Raw genomic sequence first — 21,874 nt, forward strand, 5'->3', positions numbered from 1 at the left:
TTAATCTATCTAGCTAATAACGCAAGTTCCGAGGCATTATACATATTTGCCCCCTTTAAATATTTGTAAATTTTATCTTTTGCTACTTTATCGTTCATTTTATAAAGATTATTCATCACATAATCTTTGTCAATCTGCACCTGATCGTGATATCCCAAGTACTTTGGAATATAATACTGTATGCATAATCGGATAAAACGAAGCTCCACATTATTTGGATTCGACTTAATCTCTTTCTCCAATTTATTCTTGCCCGATTTGAAATAATTCATTTTCTTAAAGGGATTGGAGGTATGCTTCGCCATAAACATATGAAAAGCAGCCGCATATCCGCGCTCCACCGGGGTATTCGCTTCCGACTCTAAAGTCTCCAAATGCCGTTTACAGAGCTCCTCATCTTTTACACCCTTATTAAAATCCCCCCTAACAACATTTAAATCTAGTTTCTGAGCATAAGCACTCTTCGTCACGAACAGCACAAATGCCATAATACAAACTTTAATCATAATTCTCCCAGCTTATTTAGATAGTAAAATACAAAAAATAAGCCAAGACAATATTTACTGTGCCTTATTTAACATTTTCACAGTTTTTTTTACCTGAAATACTGCATTATAATTTGAGATGGCATAAGAATGTGTATCAAGAAAATTATTATATTTACACTTAACCACATCATTAGCGCTTAACCATATCATTTATCATATTCTAAAAACTCAATTATGGACAACTTCGAACAAAACCAAGAGCAGCCTTCTGGCCATTTTGCACCTAACCCCAGCCCTTTTCTTGAATTAACACCTTTAAGTATTGAATACCTGCGCGAAGTAGCCAAATGGGCAAGATTTCTAAGTATAGTCGGACTAATCGGAATCGGTTTATCAGTGATAGCCTATATTTTTCTTGGTGTCACCCTCAGTGCCGCGCCTCTAGCACTCGACGACACTGGTGCAGCCAAAGGCATGGCAGGAGTTACCGGGCTGATGTTTATTCCCGGAGTAATCATTATGCTTATTTACATCCTCCCAATTTGGTGGCTATATCAGTTTTCAACCAAATTAGGAGAAGCAATAAACTTCAAAAACAGCCAAGTCTTAGAAACTTCATTCCAGTTTCTTAAAAAGCACTATAAGTTTATCGGTATTCTTGTAGTCGTAATGTTGGCACTTTATATCTTACTATTCGTCGGTGCTATTATCGCAGGAATTTCTGGAGCATTGATCAACATGTAAACAAACTTGTACGAAAAAGAGCTTCCCCAGGGCAGCTCTTTTTCGTACAAGTTTGTAGTAGTTAGTAGTTAGTATTTAGACCTAGGGCGGCCAAATAGATTTTAGACATTAGACATCAGATTTTAGACCCGATCCTGCCAATCTTTAAATCCTTCCTTTCTTGGTTCAGACTAGACATTAGATATCAGACACTAGATTTTAGACCCGATCCTGCCAATCTTTAAATCTTTCCTTTCTTGGTTCAGACTAGACATTAGATATCAGACACTAGATTTTAGACCCGATCCTGCCAATCTTTAAATCCTTCCTTGCCTGGTTCAGACTAGACATTAGATATCAGACACTAGATTTTAGACCCGATCCTGCGAATCCTTAAACTCTTCCTTTCTTGGCTCAAAACTAGACATCATACTCTAACGGCTAATATCTAACATCTATTATCTAATACAACTCCTAAATACTAGATACTATTCAAACCCAATGTAAACCCAATACAAACCCCTTTCAGAGCCGCTCGGAAAGGGCTATGATATGGGTTTGAATGGGGTTAAGAAGGCTACGAACCCTTTGAATGTCTGAACATGAAATCATATATCTTTTCGCCATGGAAAAGGCGCTCTACGCTACCATGCGTTCCGCCGGGGATGATGGTTAGGGTCGCATCTGCGTTCTTATCGCATTTCTTGATTGCGTTGTATATTTTTTTGGATTCGGATGCTGGCACTGCGCGATCGGCACTTCCGTGCTGAATCCATAATGGAACTTGCGTTAGATTGCAGGCATAACTTAATGTTCCTCCGCCGCAGATCGCTACAGCAGCTGCGATACGGTCCGGATATTTACCGGCAACATCGATGGTGCCGTATCCGCCCATGCTCATTCCACAAACATAAATACGCTCTTTATCAACGGGGTAATCCTTCTCTACCTTATCCAATACTTCCATTACTTTATCCGGATCCCAACCGTTGGCTGTTTGTGGGGCAACGACAATTGCGTCAAGGTCCTTCCCTCTTTCGATTGCACGCAAGACCCCGTAACGCTTAACGCGAGACAAGTCATGCCCAGAGAGGCTACGGCCATGTAGGAAGATAATTACCGGAACTTTTTCTTTTTTAGCTACCTCCTTTGGCATACGAACCCAGTATGAGTATCCTGATTTTTCGTTATACGCTTTCAACTGTGCAAAGGAAGAGTAACACACACTAAACACCAATAAAGCGGTTAAAAAGATAGATCTTTTGATTTTTTTGTTTCCCATAGTCGTTTCTTGGTAGATGTAATTCTATCAGCTTCAAAATGAAATCGATAAAAAACAGCCTCGAAAGTAAAACTTTATCTTCTATCTTCAAAACATGACGTTTACTAGAAACTGAATTTCAATAGGTTATAATTTCCATGACATTTCTATTACATTTCTCAATTTTATTGCTATATTAGATGTACTAAAACACATATCATGAAGAACAAAATTATCACCCTGTGCACCCTATTTGGGTTAATAGCCGGATTAAGTGCTTTTAATTACCAGCAAGAAGAAAAACGCCCGACGAATTTGAAGGTTCTTCCGAAGAATATTTCGAATGAGGAACTGGATAAAACAATGAAATCATTCAATATGGCTCTAGGTGTTAAATGTAATCATTGTCATGCTCCAAAAGCTAACGGTGAAAAAGGGCTAGATTTTGCATCCGACGCTAAACAAGAGAAGCACATTGCAAGGGAGATGATCAAAATGACCAATAAAATCAACAAGAAATGGTTCAAACATGAATATGATGGTGTTATTCCGAACATCTCTTGCAACACTTGTCACAACGGCAAAACAGACGCGTATACTGTTATCAAAGAAAAATAAGAAGAATTGAAACCAACAATCCGCATAGAATATTGCCCTAAATGTGGTTGGATGCTTCGAGCTGCTTACATGGCTCAAGAGCTGCTGACCACATTTACGGATGATGTTTATGGTATCATACTTCAGCCAAGCGAAATAAGCGGCCGTTACACAATTTACGTGGATGATGAGCTGATCTTTGACCGGAAAAGAGAAGGTCGATTCCCGGAAATTAAAGAACTTAAACAATTGGTTCGCAATAGGGTAAACCCTGAAAAGTTCTTAGGTCACTCCGACTCCAAGTAAGCTACCCACCTTAGTTCCGCTCCTATTCTTTCACATTTATTAACCATCTGCATCCTAAAAATTCAGTAATTTTAGCCATCACCTTTACAAATTACTTTTAGATGCGCATATTACACACTGCAGATTGGCATTTAGGCAAACGACTAGATTTCTATTCGCGATTGGAAGAACAACGCGAAGTACTAGCCGAGATTTGTACGATAGCCGACAAAGAAGAAGTTGATTTAGTTATCGTGGCAGGTGATCTTTTCGACACCTTCAACCCGCCTGTAGAAGCAACAGAGCTATTATACAAGACCTTAAAGCAATTATCGAAAAACGGCAAACGCCCAATTATTGCGATTGCGGGCAATCATGATTCGCCAGATCGGATCGATTCGCCAGATCCTTTAGCTCGCGAATGCGGAATCTTTTTCTTTGGTTATCCAAACCAAGAAACGCGCCCATTGGCAGTAGAAAACGGCTTTGAAATCCTTCGTTCTGATAAAGGATTTATTGAAATAAAACTCCCAAAATACTATTATCCAATACGAATATTAAGCACGCCATTCGCCAATGAAATTAGATTGAAGCAGTTTCTAGGCTTTGAAGACAAAGCAGCACAATTGCACGATTCTTTAAAACAGAGTTGGACAGACTTGGCGATGCAGTATTGCGATGGCTACGGGGTTAATATATTGACTAGCCATCTCTATATGCTAAAGCGCGGTGGCGAAATTTTAGAAGAACCGGAAGGCGAAAAGCCGCTTCGCTTAGGCTATGCGGATTTAGTGTACTCCGATGCTATCCCTAGCCAAATTCAATATACGGCATTAGGTCATTTACATAAATTCCATGAGATTGGGCAAGGCACGGCTCCTGTGATCTATCCAAGCAGCCCGCTCTGCTATTCTTTTTCGGAAGCAGGTCAGCAAAAACAAGTGGTCATTGTCGACATCGAACCCAAAGGAAATGCGCAATACCGAAACGTACCTTTGGAAAAAGGGAAACCCTTATTCAGAAAGCGATTCAATGATATCGATGAAGCCATTGTTTGGCTGCATGATAACCAACACGCATTGGTCGAGTTAACATTGGAGAGCGATACCTACATCTCTGCAGTTGATTTAAAGCGAATACATGAGAGCCATGATGGCATCATTCATATTATCCCTGTTATATCTAAGCAAGCCAATATAGCGACTTGCAAACAAAGCGTGAACCTAGATCAGGATATCAAAGACTTGTTCAAAGACTATTTCAAATCGAAATATGGGCAAGAGCCCAACACCGAGCTTTTGGATTTATTTGATGAAGTCAGTACAAACACCTTAGAAAAAGAAGATTAAGTATGCTGCCACTATATCTCAGTATAGAAGGACTATACTCCTATCAAGAAAAACAAGAAATAGATTTTACTCAACTGACCGAATCGGGTCTATTTGGCATATTCGGAACCGTTGGGTCTGGAAAGTCCTCCATTCTGGAGGCGATAAGTTTCGCCCTATTCGGTGATACAGAGAGGTTGAATAAAACCGATAAGCGGGCTTATAATATGATGAACCTGAAGTCCAATCAAACACTGATTGTATTTGAGTTCCTCAATTTTGAGAATAAGAAATATCGTTTCGTAGCCCAGTGGAAACGTCGTAAGAATTTTGAAGACACGACGACGATTGAACGTACTGCTTATGAGTGGAAAGATGAGAATTGGATCCCCATGGACTCTGCTGATGGTGCAAAGGTGACCAACCTTTCCTATTCCAATTTCCGAAGAACGATTATCATCCCGCAAGGACAGTTCAAAGAGTTCTTAGAGCTTAAGGGTAAAGACCGTTCAGAAATGATGAAGGAGATTTTTAACCTTAATAAGTTTGACTTGGGTCCTAAAGTGGGGATGCTGCAAGCACAAAACAATCGTAAGCTAGAGAATATGCGAGGGGCACTTTCCGGATTCGAAAGTATTTCTGCCGAAGCCTTGAGCTTAAAAAAGAAAGAAGTAGAGGAAGCAAAAGAAAGCCTGGAAATAACCAAACAGGGATATCAGGAACTCTTGCAGAAAGTCCAATCCCTACAGGAGTATAAGGACAAACAAAACGAACTGCAATCGAAGTCTAGCCAATATCAGGAACTATCGAGCAAGAAAGAAAAGGTAAAGCAACAAGAGGAAGAACTTAATCGTTATGAGAAGACTTCCAATGCATTCCGCGAACCGTTGAATCAAATTCAATCGCTAAATATCGATCGTGAATCGCTTATTCATAAAATAGAGAACTTTCAAGCTAGCAAAGAGCGTCAATCGCAAGAGATTGATGTATTAGAGAAAGAAATCCAAGATATTCAAAAGGATTATTTAGGAATAAATACGCTTCGCGCAAAAGCTGAAGACTACAAACACCTCCTACAGATAAAAGAGAACGATAAGAAAGAAATTGAGTTGCAGCATCGTTTAACGAAGGGTGATCCGATTGTCATTAAAGCGAAGGCTACAGAAGATATTGTTACCAACAAACTTGCTGAACTAGAGAAACAGCTGGAAATATTGAAAGCTGAGAAGATCGATACAACGCAGCTAATTGATATGGAAAAATGGTATCAGCGTAAGGAAAGTATACAGCAACAAGAGAAGCAGCTGCAAGATCAGCTTCAGGCTGCCCAAGCGCAAATAGCAGAAGAGCTTTCGATCATTACCTCTGCTGGATATCTGGAAAGTAATTGGGAGCAAATGTTGAGCAATGAGCTTAATCTGATCGAACAACAGATGTTGAAGCAGCGCGATCAAGAGACTCACTTAAAGGTACAGGCTCGTCTGGCTGGGTTCGCGAATGATTTGCAGAATGGACTGCCCTGTCCCCTTTGCGGTGCGTTGGACCATCCTCAACCTATGCAATCTGCGTATGTAAATGAAGAACTTGACTCAAATGAGCGCTTAAAGAATGAGCTAGAGCAAAGCAAGCGTGATTTCTTGCAGGTGAGGGACAAACTGACGAAGTGCAATGTCGCGTTAATTGGCAAAAGAAATTCAGAGTCGCAATTGCTAAAAACGCTCGAGCAGTTGCAAGACTCTCTAGCTGCGCATATTGCGACGTTCGAATGGACAGGATATTCAACGGAAGATAGCAGCGCGTTCGAAGCACAAAAACAGAAGTTGAAGCTGAATGAAGAACAGTCTTCCAATCTTGAACTTCAGATTAAGCAGCAGCGTGAGGAGCTACAGCGAACGCAGGCAAGTATCAGCAGATTTGAAAAAGAATTGGATAGCATCCGCAATGAGATGGCTGTCGTGCAAGGATTGAGCATACACAACAAAGGTTTGCTACAGCAAATACAATGGGAAGAATTTAAAGATATTGCTATCGATGAGATCAGACATGATAAGCTAAATCTTGATAACCGTATTATCTATATTGAGAGCACGTACCTTCAGCTAACGCAAAAAATCAATACGTTCAAGACAAAGCTTGCCGAGATCGTTGGGCAGTATAATACTTCAAAAGAACAACTAAGCATTTATAATCAGCAAATAAAAGCACGTCAAGAGCAGTTGGCGAAACTATTGAAGGAGTTCCAATTCAACGATATTACGGAGGTACAACAGATTATTAGACGTTCGATTCCTGTAGAGCAATATAGGCAAGAAATACAGCAGTTCTATATCCGTTTGGAGGTTTTAGAATCGCAGATTGCTTCTTTGAACGAGTATTTATCCAGCAAGGCGTTTACAGAAGAAGAGCTTGAAACAACGGCAGATCTATTTGCACTGAAGAAGGAAGAGTTAGAATTACAGCTCGCTTTAACGGGTGCTCTAGAAAAGGAACTCTCATTTATAACGGTCGAGTTTGGCAAGAAAGAAAAATTATTGGAGGAGTTTGAAAAACTGTCGAACAGAGGGAGTAACTTGAAGACATTGGAGAATCTGTTTAAAGGAAATGGTTTCGTGAATTATATTTCCAGCATTCATTTGAGGCAAATGTGCGAAATGGCAAATCATCGTTTCCATCGCCTAACGAGAAATCAATTAAGTCTGACGGTTAATGAAAACAATGAGTTCGAAGTGATTGATTACCTAAATGACGGTCATCGTCGTTCAGTGAAAACGCTTTCCGGAGGTCAGTCATTCCAAGCATCCCTATGTCTGGCATTGGCGCTAGCCGAGAATATTCAATCGCTGAATAAAGCGGATCGTAACTTCTTCTTTATCGATGAGGGTTTTGGAACGCAGGATGCCGACAGTATCAATACGGTATTTGACACATTACAGTATTTACATCAGGAAAACCGCGTAGTAGGTATCATATCGCACGTTGAGGAGCTAAAAGAACGTATTCCGAGCTCGATTACGATCGTAAAAGATCATGAAAAAGGTAGTCGCGTTTCGCATTCTATCAACTAAATTCATTAAAATATGAAAGGCCCCGCATCACTGCGGGACCTTCATCAATTAAACATATAACCACTAACTAATATATAACCTTTAAAACTTACCGTTTTAATTATGAACTATACTTTGTCTGTTAACTCATCTGTAGTTTCAACAGGTTTAAAGTTGCCTTTTCCTCCTTTGCGGTGTTCTTTTCGTGGCGACTTTTCAAAACGTTGTTTTCTTTCAGCCAACTTATTTTTATAAATTTCTTTCTGCTCCGCTGTCAAAAGATTCTCAAATGCCTGGCGGTCGGCTTTCATTTCATTCATACGAGCCTGACGCTCCGCCTTACGAGCTTCAGCTTTCGCCTTCCACTCCTGCGCTTGGGTTAAATGGTAAGCATAAACATCTTTTTTCTGCTTATCCGTAAATTTCAACTCTTTATCTAAGCGATCCGTTTTAGCCTGCGCAATTTCTTCTGCTGTTTTATTCATGATAGCACCATGACGTTTCATATGCATACGACCTTTGCGTTCTTGGCGAACTTCTTTCGTTTTCGGATCTTTGTTATCGATTTCTGTATTTGTACTTTGTGCGTATGTAAGACCTGTTAATCCAGCCATAAATACTGCCATGCTTAATAACTTTTTCATAGGAACGATATTTTAATTGTTCAACTTATATTCTTTTGATATTCTTTAATCTCAATAGTTTAATTGACAATTGTTAAAAGCTGTTAAATTAAATATAGTACCTGCAGGTAGAGCTTTTTTCATTGTCTTTGTATGGATAAGAGTGGAAATTGGGCTGATAAGTTTAATGCCGGGGAAGTTAAAAAGTGTTAAGTAAAAAAAGCCGCCTGTCAGAAACAGGCGGCTTTTGTTTTATAGAGACTAAATCTAGCTTTTAGATCATCTCAACGCTACGTTTAACAAAAGCAGTTAGGTCTGCTCCGGTCAATAAGCCTCTTGACAATAATGCTAAATCAAAAGCTTGCTTCGCTAATTTTTCGCCGTCCTCTTCAGAGGCGTCTACGATACGTTTCACCAATGGGTGGTTTCCATTGACAGTAACTTTGTAGTTATCAGGCAAGTTGCCGTAGAAGCCCATACCTCCACCTGTTTTCGCCATATCTTTCATACGACGCATGAACTCGTCTAAAGTCACCGATACAGGAAGATCGTTTTCATTTAAAGCATCCACTTCCACCTTCATATCCGCTCTAGAGATTGCTTTTTCAAACGTCTCACTAACCTTTTTGCTTTGCTCTTCAGATAGACTCAGTTCAATCTTCTCGTCTTTTTCGATCAGTTTATCGATGATATCGGCATCCACACGTTTCAGTTGCACCTTCTCTCCTCCTTTTTGTTCAAGGAATCCTGCGAAGTGTGTATCTAATGGACCATTCAGATTCAATACATCATAACCCTTTGCCAAGGCTGGAGCAATGAAACTATCTTGTTGTGCCTTGTCATTGGTGTACAAGTAAACGATATTTCCATTTTTGTCTACTTGGATATCTTTTACCTTCTCATAGAACTCTTTGATGGTATAAGAAGCATCCTGTGTATCCTGCAATAAACAGAAATCTATCGCCTTCTCTGCGAATTTCTCATCGCTTAGCATACCGTATTTAATGAAAAGACCGATATCATTCCATTTCTCTTCAAAGCCTTTGCGATCCGATTTAAAGATCTCCTGCAGCTTATCAGCAACCTTTTTAGTGATGTAGTTATTGATCTTCTTCACATTGCTATCCGCCTGTAGGAAAGAGCGCGATACGTTCAATGGAATATCCGGAGAGTCAATCACCCCGTGTAATAGCATTAAGAACTCTGGAACGATATCTTTTACCTCGTCGGTAATAAATACTTGTCTAGAATATAATTTGATCTTGTTGCGCTGAATCTCTAAATCGTTCTTGATCTTAGGGAAGTACAAAATACCCGTCAAATTGAACGGATAATCTACATTTAAGTGAATCCAGAACAAAGGTTCATCCATCGCATATGGATATAACTCACGATAGAAATCTAAATAATCCTGATCAGTTAATTCCGATGGCGATTTCGTCCATGCTGGATTGGTATTGTTGATGATATTATCGACTTCAACAGTCTTATATTTTGGTTTTCCCTCTTCGTCTTCTCCGTCAGGTTCCTGAGTAGACTTCGTTCCGAAACGAATTGGAATTGGTAAAAACTTCGCATACTTATCTAAAATCTCCTGGATTCTAGATTTGTTCAAGAACTCCGTAGAATCTTCGTTGATATGAAGGATAACATCCGTTCCGCGGCTAGTTCTGCTACCAGTTGAGATCTCATAGGTTGTACTACCATCACAAGTCCAGTGTGCCGGTTCAGCACCTTCTTGGTAAGATAGCGACTCAATCTCTACGCGATCAGCAACCATAAACGCTGAATAGAAGCCCAATCCAAAGCGACCAATGATTTCATTTGCGTCATTCGCCTCTTTAAACTTCTCCATGAACTCCGTTGCACCTGAAAAAGCAATCTGGTTAATATACTTCTTAATTTCCTCGGCAGTCATCCCGATACCATTATCTGAAATAGTAATCGTCTTTGCTGTTTCATCAAACTTAACATCTACAGTTAAATCCCCTACCTCACCAGCAAACTGACCTAAGGAACCTAGGCGTTTAATTTTTTGAGATGCATCAACCGCGTTTGAGACTAGCTCGCGTAAAAAGATCTCATTGTCCGAGTATAAAAACTTTTTGATTACCGGAAAAATGTTCTCGGTATGAATGGAAATTGTACCTTTTTCTTCTTGCATATGCTATATATGATTTATCGTTTTTTATTATAAATAATTCTCCGTTAGTGCATATCAATAGGCATTCCATTGTGTTTTTTAAGTCATTTTGACAGCTAAAACTGCAATTATTACATAAAACCCTAAATTTGCGTGTAAACAAGACTGAAGAGCATGCTTTTTAAGAAACCCGACTTTTTAAAATCTCCTATTGAACGCTATAGACAATCCATCGAAGAACGAATGCAGTCAAAGGCTCAGATTTTTAGGGAAAAGAGCGCACAGAAAAAACTCCTCTTTGTTTATACATTGGCATTCCCTCAAACTGAAGATCGCTTGATAACCGCATTTTCCTATGGCGTTTCCTTCGCCAGCCATCCTGAACGATTGCAGCAAGTGGAATTATGCCTACAGGTGGCATCCAATGAAATGAACTGGGTTCATATTGTCGGGTATTTAGCAAATCAACTTAGAACAGACTGCCCATTCAGAAAGGGAGAAATAATTAAGATTGGTCAACAAATTAGTCCTGATTCTGAGATGGATGCTTTTGTCGTTTCAGAAGTTCAGTTTCTTGACGATACCAGTTTAATTTATGACAGCAAGAAATCAAAAGGCATCGAGTTAGTTCAACTAATCCCGATTTATCAATCCGAGATTATTACCATTCAAAAGCTGGGAATAGAAAGTTTTCTCCAAGCCATCAAAACTCATCAACAGCAAGTTAATAGAAAGGCTATTTAATTTTTTTTTCATTGTATTGTAGCGTAATGATTGACGCTTCCGTATTGTTGTTGAACGTTCAAAAAAATGATTGACAGCAGAATAATATGAAAAACATGAAAAATACGCATTTTTTAATCGTGATAGTGTTAGCCATCTTCACAATGAGTAGCTGTTTGAAAGATGATGCACAACCAACGCCACAAGCAATTGTAACTTTATTAAACTCATATCCAGACGCATCTGACGTTTACTACCAAATGGATGGACGTATAATCAATAATGTTAGCTTTCCATATAAGACATATACTTCATTTCGCGCTTTCCCAGGAAGCAAGCGTTTAGAGGTGATGAGCCGCATGGACAATAAGATGTTAATTGATACCACAATGAACTACGCAGATTCAACATTCTATACGGGCTATGTGTATGGTGCAGTTGGAAAACCAAAGTTCATCAGAACGACAGATTCGCCAGTTGAAAACTTAGGCGAAAAGGCTGCAGCACGCTTCGTACATCTTGGAAATGGAGTAGCAAAAGTTACATTCCAAATTGGAGATCAAGAAGTGCCAGCTTTTAAAGATCGCATACAGGAAAATAAAAACACCGTGTCGGAAGCACAGATATTCCGTCCGATTAATACAGGAACTTTCAAGGTTACTGCGAAAGATGAGCAAGGAAACATCCTTGCAGAGCGAGAAGACATCGTTTTCAAAAAAGGTCTATATTATACCTTTGCCCTAATGGGGACAAAAGGTGACTCGGAAAAGCCGCTATATATAGGGTATTTATCCGCAGAGTAAGGCAGCTTTACAATACATCCATAATTTGGAAGGCCCATATTTTATGGGCTTTTCTTATTTTTGCTATTGTAAACAAAAAACATGAACCTATCTAAACCACAAGTCGACGAGTCCTTTCGCGTGTTGCACAAAAAAGCACATGAGTTTGTTACGGATCAGCATGAAATCCTAACAGAAGACTTCTCTTTTGGAGCTTATGATCAATACAGCTTAGACACAGAGAAATCCAATATTAGTTTTGTCAAAGATGGCGAAGAAGTCCTGAAAGCAGGATATCAAGCAGTTGGCTACTTGGATGAGAACAGTGGCTTATGGACTTGGCGTTGGGCTAATCCGGCAATATCATCAGTGGAAATGGAAGAGCTAGACATCATCAAAAACTATGGAGAATTCTTTAGTTATGGTTTGCTAACTCAGGCGGAATGGCCCGCAACAGAAGGCGACGCTTGGGCAGTCACCGCAATTGCTGCCTATCTTCGTGGCGGTAAAGGAATTTTCAAAATACAGATCGATGGCACGCCCCATTTTGTTTATTTCACGAAATTACTGACCACTTAGCATTCAGCAAAATGCGATACTTTCAACAATGGGCGAAATTCACTATTTTCGCAGGATATTTTTTTATACGGAAAACAGTTTAAATGCAGTTAACGAAGTTAGAAATCAAAGGATTTAAGAGTTTTGGTGACAAGGTTGTAATCAACTTCAATGAAGGCGTAACGGCCATTGTAGGTCCAAACGGATGTGGGAAATCTAATGTTGTTGATGCCATACGTTGGGTACTAGGGGAGCAAAGCACGCGTACATTGCGTTCAGAAAAGATGGAAAATATCATCTTCAACGGTACAAAGAACCGTAAAGCTGCCAATCTTGCTGAAGTATCCCTAACTTTTGACAATACTAAAAGTATACTCCCGACGGAATTCACGACGGTAACCATTACAAGAAAGCTATTCCGTACCGGCGAAAGTGAATATCGCTTAAATGATGTCAAATGTCGTTTGAAAGATATTACCGATCTATTCCTCGACACTGGAGTTGGTGCTGATACCTACTCGATCATCGAATTGAAGATGATTGATGAAATCATCGCCAATAAAGACAATTCGCGCCGAAACCTCTTTGAAGAAGCTTCGGGTATATCAAAATATAAAGTCCGCAAAAAACAAACCTTAGCGAAGCTTAAGGACACGGAAGCTGACCTCTCCCGCGTTGATGATTTGATGTTCGAAATCAATAAGAATCTAAAGTCTTTAGAAAATCAAGCTAAGAAAGCCGATAAATACTTTGCCCTTAAAGAAGAATATCGCGAAGCGAGTATTGGACTTGCCTACTATCGTCTGGAGAACTTCCACAACGATCTAGAGCGCATTCAGGAGCAAGAAAACCAACAGAAGGACCAGCTACAGGAAACTGTAACACAGATTGCATCCAAAGAAACTGTTTTACAGACCCAAAAGAACGACATCCTTGCCAAAGAGAAAAACCTTGCGACGCAGCAGAAGATTACTCACGAGTATATCAACAAGATCCGCGCATTAGAATCAGATGAAAAACTGAAGAATGCGAAGATGATCCATTTACAGGAAAAGGAAACTCGTTTAAATAATGATATCGCAACTGATAATCAACAACTCACTCAAATAGAGTACAGTGTAAAACGCTTGAACGAAGAGCTATTCGAAGAGCAGAACAAGCTTGATGATATCAAACAAGACTTAGAAAACAATAAACAAGAGGTCGAAGAGCTCCGCGGACAACAACAATCTGCAAAAGGAAAACTCGACAGCTTTACGAGGGATAATGCTGAACTACAGAACAATATCTACCGTTTAGAAAAAGACATTGCTGTCTTAGGTATCCAAAAAGACGCTTTAGAGCAAGAATCCTTACGTACTGCTAATGACGCTATCGCAAAAGAAGCTGAACTCAATCAGTTCAGTCTTGTGGTTGCAGAATTGGAAGAACGCGTCAATATCCAACAAGAACAGTTTGACGCTGCAATTCATACAGAAGAGCAATTACAGCAACAGATTCAACAGACGGAAGATAATATCCGTCAATATACGAGCGAACTTAACAGAGAATCTCGCGTTGTAGATGCGAAACAAAACGAATACAACCTTACGAAATCCCTTGTCGATAATCTCGAAGGATTCCCAGAGTCTATTCGATTCTTACGTAAGAATGCGGGCTGGAAGAAGCAATATCCCCTATTCTCGGATATCCTTTTCTGTAAGGAAGATTATCGAGTTGCTATCGAGAACTTCCTTGAGCCGATCATGAACCATTACGTAGTTGACCTGAAAGAGGATGCTGTAAAAGCAATCAACCTACTTAGTGATTCATCACGTGGTCGGGCGAACTTCTTCATCCTCGAAGCTGTAAAACAGCTTCCTGCAGCAGAACAAGCTAACAATGACGACAGCCGCCTGATATCGGCAATGGATGTCATATCGGTTGATGACAAGTTCAAGAGCTTATGCACTATCCTACTCGATGGCGTCTATCTTCTTAAGTCGGAAGATGACATCAGTCTAGAATCTGATTTACCGACTGATAATATCACTATACTTCATAAAGACGGTAAGTTTTCCAAAACAAAGCTAGGTCTTTCGGGCGGTTCGGTAGGCTTATTCGAAGGAAAACGCATCGGACGTGCAAAGAACTTAGAAATTCTTGCAAAAGAGATCAAAACGCTAAATCAGCGTATTCTTGAGTTACAAGAAAACCTACGCGTAGAAAACGAGAAGCTTATCCGCTTAAAGGGAGGTTCTCAACGAGTTTTCATTGAAGAACAACGTGTACAACTTAATCGCTTGACAAATGAGCTAGTTTCTGTTAAAACCAAACAGGAACAATACCAGACATTCATCAACAATAGTCAGAATAGAAAGCAGGATATTGAAACCAAGATCGCCTCTATCCTTGTCGAGCTTGAGAAAGCAGAACCTGAACTTCAGGACTTTAAACTGAAGGCTTCGACAAATCAAGATGAATTAGTTCTTCTGCAACAGCAATATCAAGATATTTCTGAAATCTTGACAGAAAGATCGGCTGTTTTTAACAATGCCAATATCAAGTTCCATCAGCAGCAAAGTAAGGTTTCTACCCTATTGAAAGACTTAGAATACCGTGAGCATCAAAAAGATACGTTGCTTGAACGTATCGAAAAGAACACGCAAGAATTCGATCAAGTGAAGAAAGAGATCATAGAATCTGTCAATAGCGGTTCTAAGGATGAAATCGATCTAGCAGCGATGTACGAGCAGAAGGAACTTTATGAGAAAGGACTTAAGGAAATAGAAGAAGAATTTTACGCAAGTCGCCAAGCAATTAACGATCTAGAAGAGAATATCGGTCAGTTGCGCCGCAACAAAGACATCGCAGATACCATCATCAACGAATATAAAGACAAGAAAACCTCTCTACAGATTGAATTAAACGCACTTAAAGAACGTTTATCAGTAGAGTTCAACATCGAGTTGCAGGACCTATTGGAGCAGGAAGTTCCGGAAGATCGCCTTCCATTCGAAGAACTACATACCAAGTGCAATAAGTTGAAGAAGCAATTGGACGACTACGGCACTATCAACCCGATGGCAAAAGAAGCCTATGACGAAATGTTCGAACGCCATGGCTTTATTGACAAAGAGAAAACCGACCTCATGGATGCCAAAGCATCCCTACTGAGCACAATCTCAGAAATCGACCAATCCGCCAACGATAAATTTATGTACGCATTCACGACTGTACGCGAAAACTTCGTGAAGGTATTCCGCTCGCTGTTCAATGAAGAAGACTCCTGTGATATCGTATTAAGCGACCCTAATAACCCATTGGAATCCGACATTGACATTATCGCAAGACCGAAAGGAAAACGTCCTTTATCGATCAATCAGCTCTCAGGTGGTGAGAAAACACTGACCTCCACTGCCTTACTATTTTCGCTATACCTATTGAAGCCAGCACCGTTCTGTATCTTCGATGAGGTAGATGCTCCTTTAGATGATACGAACATCGATAAATTCAATAATATCATCCGCGAGTTCTCCAACCAATCGCAGTTTATTGTGGTATCTCACAACAAACGCACCATCGCAAGCACTGATATTATCTATGGTGTAACCATGGTTGAGCAAGGTGTATCAAGAGTTGTAGCAGTAGATTTGAGAGATGTGGCGTAGTTAGATATTAGATGTAAGATTTTAGATATTAGAGTATAGCGGTTAAGAAAGGAATGATACGTATTGTTTTGAACTAGCAATTGAAGGATACGTATTGTTTTGAACCTTTGGTTTAAACAGAGAGTAATTGATGAATAAATACTTAATAGAAGATGTAAGGTATTACCTAACGGAAGCGTTAGGATGAATAAGGCAGGTTGAACATTATTTTGAAGTAGTCAACGAGGACTTTTCCTGGTATCTGTGCCTACCTTATTCATTGCCTAAGGCCAAACTAGAATAGTTTTATTATCAAAGGTACTTCAAAGGTACTAGGTAACGGGCAATTTTTCAATCATTTACATTAAAAAGTTTAGATCATGAAAAAAGATCGTATTACCTTAGGTGTCGACGTGTCTAAGAAGACATTGGACATCTGCCATTGGGGCACACATGATTTCATTAAGATCGAGAACAACAGTTCGGGATTTAAGCAATTGGCAAAGTGGATGCGAGGGAAAGGTTTTGTATCAAGCCAAGTCTTCTTTATCATGGAATATACTGGTGGATATGAATACAGATTCCTGCAGTATTGCGAGTCAAAAGGTCTTTCGTATACACGCAAATCTGGTCTAGAGATCAAGAAGTCGATGGGCATGGTCCGTGGCAAGAGCGATAAGCAAGACTCCTTTAGGATTGCCCAGTATGGGGAAGAAAAGGCTTATATGCTCGAACCAAGCGGTAAATTGAATTCTACAATATTTGATCTTAAGCAGCTGATCTCCTTTCGTAAACGTCTAGTGAGAGAGATGGCCGGTTACAAAGCGAGCAGCTCTGAGCGCAAGGCGATGTACGGGAAAGACGCAGGGAAGGCGATCCTGAAGGTCAGTAAAACAATGATAGATGTTTATAAGAAAGAGATCTACAGAGTAGAACGAGAAATCTTACAGCTCATCGAAAGCGATGAATCGCTCAACAGGAACTATCAGATCCTCAAAAGCGTCAAAGGGATAGGCCCGGTCAATGCCTGGATGACGATCGTTTATACGGAGAATTTCAAGGCTTTTACCGATCCCCGAAAATACGCTGTCTATGCCGGTGTGATACCATTTGAGCACACTTCCGGGACCAGTATTCGCGGTCGAAAGCGAGTCTCGCATATGGCCAACAAGGCCATCAAGCAGGAGTTGAACCAAGCGGCAAAGATTGCCATTACACATGACAAGACGCTCCGAGAATATGCGCAACGGAAGCTCACAACCAAAGCTTACCCGTTGGTCTTGAACAATGTGAAATTCAAGCTGATTCTGATCATGTTTTCCTTGATCGGACGACAGGAGATGTATCGGGAAGATTATCATTATGCAGCGTGATAGAAAAAATATTAAAGAAAATTTGCATATGTCAAAAACCTAGAATACCAGGAAAGGAAGGATATAAGGATTTACAGGATTCTGCTCATCTTTACATCCTTCCTTTCCTAGTTCAAAGACAACACACTGCTCATTCTAAAATCCTTCCTTTCCCACTTCAGAAAAAAAATCTCATATGTTCAAAACAACTCATTTATCTTAAAGAAACATGGCGACCATCTCTAGCCGCCATCCTCTAATGTCTTACGTCTAATGTCTTATGTCTAATGTCTAATGTCTCACATTTAAACTTACTTCTTCCGATTCAGCCAGCCGGTCGAGTTAAAATAGTAGTAGCCATTCAATCCCAGTAAGATCAACAAGCAGACCACGCCGATGATCTTATGGATAACCTCATTCCCAAGAAAAAAATAGATTGAAGTCAACAGTGCGAAAGCAGAGATCAGCAACAGTTGTATCTTATTGTAACTCATAACAAACAATTGGTTTTACGAATTAAATATAACTAATACCCTATACAATCGAGTAGGAAGATAGGGATTATTTCCCTATCTGTCCTCTCACACCACCCGGCATACGGATCCGTACCAAGGCGGTTTGTTAGAATAACGTCGTTTGATGCGTTGTTCTCCAGTAGTAGTAGTCTGCAAATCCTTCGTAACCTAATTTAGTAAAGTATGAGTTTGTTAGCGTTGTTTGAACGATAGGGCTTGTCCCTGTCCGAGTATAGGATTTACGGGTGTTCGCATGTTGGTAGGCAAGCCAGCGTTGGGCTCCCAGTTTCATTAAGTTCCGAATTCGATTACCTGCCGTCTTCCATTGTTTCCAAAGCAGAACACGCAAGCGTCTTCGCACTAGTTTATCTAGTGCTACCATCACCTTCTTATTCGTTGCTATACGAAAGTAATCCACCCAGCCGTGAATAATTTGCCGTAGTTTAGTCAGTCGCTCATGCATAGCAGTAACTGTATTACGTCGAGTATTTTGACGTAACTTCTCTCGGATTCGTTCGATACTCTTTGCAGAGATACGAATCTGCCAATCTCCTTGAGTTTTGAAGAAACTAAAGCCGAGTAAACTACTTTGGGAAGGTTTGCTTACCTTACTCTTTTCACGGTTCACTTTCAGCTTTAGTGTAGATTCGATGTAGCTGGTGATGTTGCGCATAATACGAGTGGCGGATTTATTGCTCTTCGTGTAGATACTACAGTCATCCGCATAGCGTACAAATCGATGTCCACGGGAACTGAGTTCCGTATCCAGTTCGTTCAGGATGATGTTTGACAAAAGTGGACTTAAAGGACTGCCCTGGGGTGTGCCCTTGGTTCGCTTTTGTTCAAGACCATGTTCCATAATCCCACAACGAAGGTATTTCCCGATCAGGGCTAGGACTCGACGATCCGTAATCTTCTTGCTCAAAAGGTGCATCAGTTTGTCGTGGTTCACTTGATCGAAGAATTGTTCCAAATCAAGTTCAACGACCCACGTGTAGCCCAAGTTCAGATACTCTTGCGCTTTACTGACGGCCTGATGAGCATTACGATTCGCACGGAAGCCGTAGCTGTTATCGTGAAAATCACCCTCATACTTTAACCCAAGCCATTGGGAAATGCTTTGCTGAATAACTCGGTCGATGACCGTGGGGATACCCAGCATACGCTTGCCGCCACTTGCTTTGGGAATCTCAACTTTCCGAACAGCTTGTGGGAGGTAAGTGCCAGAGAGAATATCCGACCGAAGGGTTTTCCAATTCGTATTGAGGTAGTCACGAAGGTTATCGATCTGCATACCATCAATCCCGCTGGCACCTCCATTAGAGATGACACGATCAACTGCGTGTTTGACATTTCGGATGTGTAATATCTCTTCCAGCATAGTATTACTAAAAAAAAATTCCTCAGGCATTGTGTCCATTGGTTGCACAACTAGGCTAAGCTCCTCTTACATTCTACTATCGGTTTCCGACCTACCCTCATGTAAGCAGTTCTCTTAAGTGGTTCGGCTTTTAGCGCTTCGTCATAAACTTCTTGGTTCCTTTGCCATTCTAACATTCAGACCTTCCCCTGTAGAAAATAGAGAAACAGGGTACTAGTCGAGTAGATAAGGACATTTCAGTCCAAACCTCTCACAGAACCGTGCGTAAAGATCTCCCTTTACACGGCTCTTATTATCCAACCGACAACTTTATCCCTATATACCAGTGTTCAAACAGATGCGGACTTCTTTCGGAAATCTCTGACATCCATTTTATGGCTCTGACTTTTCGGTTCCGTAGCCTTTTATATTTCCGCATAGCCCATCTTACCAGTAACCTGTTCATGTGCTGAAGTACTTTGTGTAGCTCTGTTTTGTAGAAAGCTCCGTAGTAATTGATCCATCCTCTGAGGACTGGATTTATATACCGGGACAACGTTTCTAAGTCACTGCCTCCTCTTCTGTGCAATTGCCATGTCCGCATCTTTTCTCGTATGGAAACTTTAGCTTTATTGCTGACTGCAGGAAGAAAACTGGTAAAGTTCAATCCCTGTTTGGTCTGAGCTTTTCGTCTTTTGAACGTATACCCTAGAAAGTCGAAGGCAATTATGGGATAGGATTTCTGTCGTTCTTTTCTGCCACAATACACGATCTTGGTTTTCTCTGGATGCAGTTCAAGTCCACAGGCTTTTAGTCTGTGTTCTAATGCTTTCTTCAGTTCCACTGTTTGTATTTCTGTTTTACAGTGTATCACACTATCATCAGCATATCGTTCAAACGGACAGTCCGGATAGTTAATTCGTAACCATTCATCCATACAGTAGTGTAAAAAGAGGTTAGCGAGCAGCGGACTGATAACTGCTCCTTGCGGCGTCCCTTTTGATCTCTCTGTAAGAATCCCATTGGATTGCTGTACCGGTGTTTTAAGCCACCTTTCAATATACAGCAAGATCCATGGGCAATCTGTGTGCTTACGAACTGCTCTCATAAGCAGCTCGTGTGGTATGTTGTCGAAGAAACCTTTGATATCAAGATCCAGAACCCAATCATACTTCCAACATCGCTCTCTAGCTGTTCCCACCGCCTCCTTTGCACTTTTGTTGGGGCGATAGCCATAAGAGTCCTTATGAAATATCTTATCCAACTTTGGTTCCAGAAACAGTGTGACCACCGTTTGAGCAATGCGATCTGTTATCGTGGGTACTCCAAGTGGACGTGTCCCCCCTCCTTTCTTGGGAATTTCTACTAGTAGAACTGGCATGGGCATATAGCTGCCAGAACTCATCCGATTCCATAGTCGATAGAGGTGTTTCCAGCTATCTGCTTTGAAATCCTCTAAGCTCATGCCATCTACTCCAGCACTACCACGGTTTTGTTGTACCCGCTGGTAGGCTTCCAGTACTATGGACTGAGAAATAATAAATGGTTTTGTCTTAATCATTCCTGTACCTCCTATGGTTTGTACCATAGTTTTCTTTGTGATAAGAACTGGATAATACACCCCCTTCGCTCCATCTCCATTACAGAGACTTCATCACTACTACGAGATGTTCCGCCCGTGTGCTTCGCATCGGTACTTTTGCTCTTGTGGGGCTACCACTTGAGGGTTTCCCTTAACATCGAAACGACACGTTCTCACGTTCCGCCTAAATGCCTATAATAGCTTCACGCCATCTTTACGCCGGATATCACGGAAGCAGTAATCAGGTTTCCCTTCCGTTTGTCCCAGAGCAAGGTCAAGACTCTGGTTTCGATATCATCTATTCAGCTTTCGACGCTTCATCGATGGTTCTCTTTCGTTCGTCTCTCTATTACATACCTGACATCTTTAACTATGCCTTTTCCTTTATCGCTTCTCACCAGATCTCTTTAACCCAGCAACATAAAGGTGGTTTGAAGCCTGCGCCTGAACGTCGACTTCGAGGGGCCTACCCTCATCATTTAAACAGCACCAAAGCAATATCATGCTTTGTTCGTGACACACTGTCCTCTGCTGACTTCTGACTAAAGCATACTAGCATCATTATTCTGCTATATGTTTCTTCGCGGGCATTCGCGTATACCTTTGACAGAGTTTAGTCAGATCTCCCCAGGTAAGAACAATAACTTTCACCTCATATATCCGCTACATTTACCATAGTGTTTCCGTACAGTTTGGGGCTTTGGCTTGTTTTGCAGCCTCACCCAACACTTGCGGCCTTGTATGTAGTTTCTGTTCGTCGGACCGAGGTTTTGCCTCAGACTTCCTTCAGATTCCACCTCGCGGTGGACACCCTTGTCCTAAGCTAACACTTCCCACTGCAAAGGCGTGTTCGGGACTTACACCCTAGAGTTATTGCACAT

18 protein-coding genes are annotated in these 21,874 nt (G+C 40.7%); 11 read left to right on the forward strand and 7 right to left on the reverse strand.

Annotation, left to right across the window (positions count from 1 at the left end; genetic code table 11):
* Positions 1-5: 5 nt before the first annotated feature.
* The gene (locus tag DSM08_RS10950) at positions 6-506 is read right to left on the reverse strand and encodes a hypothetical protein (RefSeq protein WP_149526193.1); all 501 of its coding nucleotides are present in this window, start codon (positions 504-506) and stop codon (positions 6-8) included.
* A 216-nt stretch (positions 507-722) separates the two neighbouring features.
* On the opposite strand from DSM08_RS10950, the gene DSM08_RS10955 reads away from it, so the two are divergent.
* Entirely contained in the window at positions 723-1,232 is a 510-nt protein-coding gene (locus DSM08_RS10955) for a DUF5362 family protein (RefSeq protein WP_149526194.1), read from the forward strand.
* Positions 1,233-1,788: 556 nt separating this feature from the next.
* Here DSM08_RS10955 and DSM08_RS10960 read toward each other — a convergent pair.
* Positions 1,789-2,493 carry a carboxylesterase family protein gene (locus tag DSM08_RS10960; protein WP_149526195.1) on the reverse strand — a complete coding sequence of 235 codons (705 nt, stop codon included), beginning with the start codon at positions 2,491-2,493 and terminating at the stop codon, positions 1,789-1,791.
* Positions 2,494-2,691: 198 nt separating this feature from the next.
* Here DSM08_RS10960 and DSM08_RS10965 point away from each other — a divergent pair, with 198 nt between their 5' ends.
* The 4 genes from DSM08_RS10965 to DSM08_RS10980 all read left to right on the forward strand — a co-directional run bounded on the left by DSM08_RS10965 (position 2,692) and on the right by DSM08_RS10980 (position 7,747).
* Positions 2,692-3,090, forward strand: coding sequence for a c-type cytochrome (locus DSM08_RS10965; RefSeq protein WP_149526196.1), 399 nt, complete (start codon positions 2,692-2,694; stop codon positions 3,088-3,090).
* Positions 3,091-3,096: 6 nt separating this feature from the next.
* Positions 3,097-3,375 (forward strand): SelT/SelW/SelH family protein, encoded by a 279-nt coding sequence (locus DSM08_RS10970; RefSeq protein WP_149526197.1) that lies wholly within the window; start codon positions 3,097-3,099, stop codon positions 3,373-3,375.
* Positions 3,376-3,476: 101 nt separating this feature from the next.
* The gene (locus tag DSM08_RS10975; RefSeq protein ID WP_149526198.1) at positions 3,477-4,703 is read left to right on the forward strand and encodes a metallophosphoesterase family protein; all 1,227 of its coding nucleotides are present in this window, start codon (positions 3,477-3,479) and stop codon (positions 4,701-4,703) included.
* A 2-nt stretch (positions 4,704-4,705) separates the two neighbouring features.
* The gene (locus DSM08_RS10980; protein WP_149526199.1) at positions 4,706-7,747 is read left to right on the forward strand and encodes an SbcC/MukB-like Walker B domain-containing protein; all 3,042 of its coding nucleotides are present in this window, start codon (positions 4,706-4,708) and stop codon (positions 7,745-7,747) included.
* Positions 7,748-7,854: 107 nt separating this feature from the next.
* Here the strand turns inward: DSM08_RS10980 and DSM08_RS10985 are convergent, their stop codons facing one another.
* Positions 7,855-8,370 (reverse strand): hypothetical protein, encoded by a 516-nt coding sequence (locus DSM08_RS10985; RefSeq protein WP_149526200.1) that lies wholly within the window; start codon positions 8,368-8,370, stop codon positions 7,855-7,857.
* A gap of 253 nt (positions 8,371-8,623) precedes the next feature.
* On the reverse strand, positions 8,624-10,513 hold the full coding sequence (gene htpG / locus DSM08_RS10990; RefSeq protein ID WP_149526201.1) for a molecular chaperone HtpG: 1,890 nt from the start codon (positions 10,511-10,513) through the stop codon (positions 8,624-8,626).
* 153 nt (positions 10,514-10,666) lie between these two features.
* On the opposite strand from htpG, the gene DSM08_RS10995 reads away from it, so the two are divergent.
* The 5 genes from DSM08_RS10995 to DSM08_RS11015 all read left to right on the forward strand — a co-directional run bounded on the left by DSM08_RS10995 (position 10,667) and on the right by DSM08_RS11015 (position 17,557).
* Complete coding sequence (locus tag DSM08_RS10995; RefSeq protein ID WP_149526202.1) at positions 10,667-11,236, forward strand: suppressor of fused domain protein; 570 nt, start codon at positions 10,667-10,669, stop codon at positions 11,234-11,236.
* A 95-nt stretch (positions 11,237-11,331) separates the two neighbouring features.
* Positions 11,332-12,018: a DUF4397 domain-containing protein gene (locus DSM08_RS11000; protein WP_149526203.1), complete on the forward strand. Its 687-nt coding sequence runs from the start codon at positions 11,332-11,334 to the stop codon at positions 12,016-12,018.
* A gap of 81 nt (positions 12,019-12,099) precedes the next feature.
* Entirely contained in the window at positions 12,100-12,576 is a 477-nt protein-coding gene (locus tag DSM08_RS11005) for a DUF6882 domain-containing protein (protein WP_149526204.1), read from the forward strand.
* Between the two features lie 83 nt (positions 12,577-12,659).
* Positions 12,660-16,205 carry a chromosome segregation protein SMC gene (gene smc / locus DSM08_RS11010; protein WP_149526205.1) on the forward strand — a complete coding sequence of 1,182 codons (3,546 nt, stop codon included), beginning with the start codon at positions 12,660-12,662 and terminating at the stop codon, positions 16,203-16,205.
* Positions 16,206-16,564: 359 nt separating this feature from the next.
* Positions 16,565-17,557 carry a transposase gene (locus tag DSM08_RS11015; RefSeq protein ID WP_149525820.1) on the forward strand — a complete coding sequence of 331 codons (993 nt, stop codon included), beginning with the start codon at positions 16,565-16,567 and terminating at the stop codon, positions 17,555-17,557.
* Between the two features lie 290 nt (positions 17,558-17,847).
* On the opposite strand, the gene DSM08_RS11020 is transcribed toward DSM08_RS11015, so the two are convergent.
* From DSM08_RS11020 to ltrA (DSM08_RS11035), 3 genes are all read right to left on the reverse strand, one after another.
* On the reverse strand, positions 17,848-18,030 hold the full coding sequence (locus DSM08_RS11020; RefSeq protein WP_149526206.1) for a hypothetical protein: 183 nt from the start codon (positions 18,028-18,030) through the stop codon (positions 17,848-17,850).
* Positions 18,031-18,157: 127 nt separating this feature from the next.
* Positions 18,158-19,432 carry a group II intron reverse transcriptase/maturase gene (ltrA, locus tag DSM08_RS11030; RefSeq protein ID WP_223110803.1) on the reverse strand — a complete coding sequence of 425 codons (1,275 nt, stop codon included), beginning with the start codon at positions 19,430-19,432 and terminating at the stop codon, positions 18,158-18,160.
* 292 nt (positions 19,433-19,724) lie between these two features.
* A complete protein-coding gene (ltrA, locus tag DSM08_RS11035) occupies positions 19,725-20,999 on the reverse strand; it encodes a group II intron reverse transcriptase/maturase (protein WP_246172205.1) in 1,275 nt (424 codons plus the stop codon).
* Between the two features lie 182 nt (positions 21,000-21,181).
* Between ltrA (DSM08_RS11035) and DSM08_RS11040 the strand changes: the two genes are divergently transcribed.
* Positions 21,182-21,535, forward strand: coding sequence for a hypothetical protein (locus DSM08_RS11040; protein ID WP_149526028.1), 354 nt, complete (start codon positions 21,182-21,184; stop codon positions 21,533-21,535).
* Positions 21,536-21,874 lie beyond the last annotated feature (339 nt).

Source organism: Sphingobacterium hotanense, from assembly GCF_008274825.1.
GTDB lineage: Bacteria > Bacteroidota > Bacteroidia > Sphingobacteriales > Sphingobacteriaceae > Sphingobacterium > Sphingobacterium hotanense.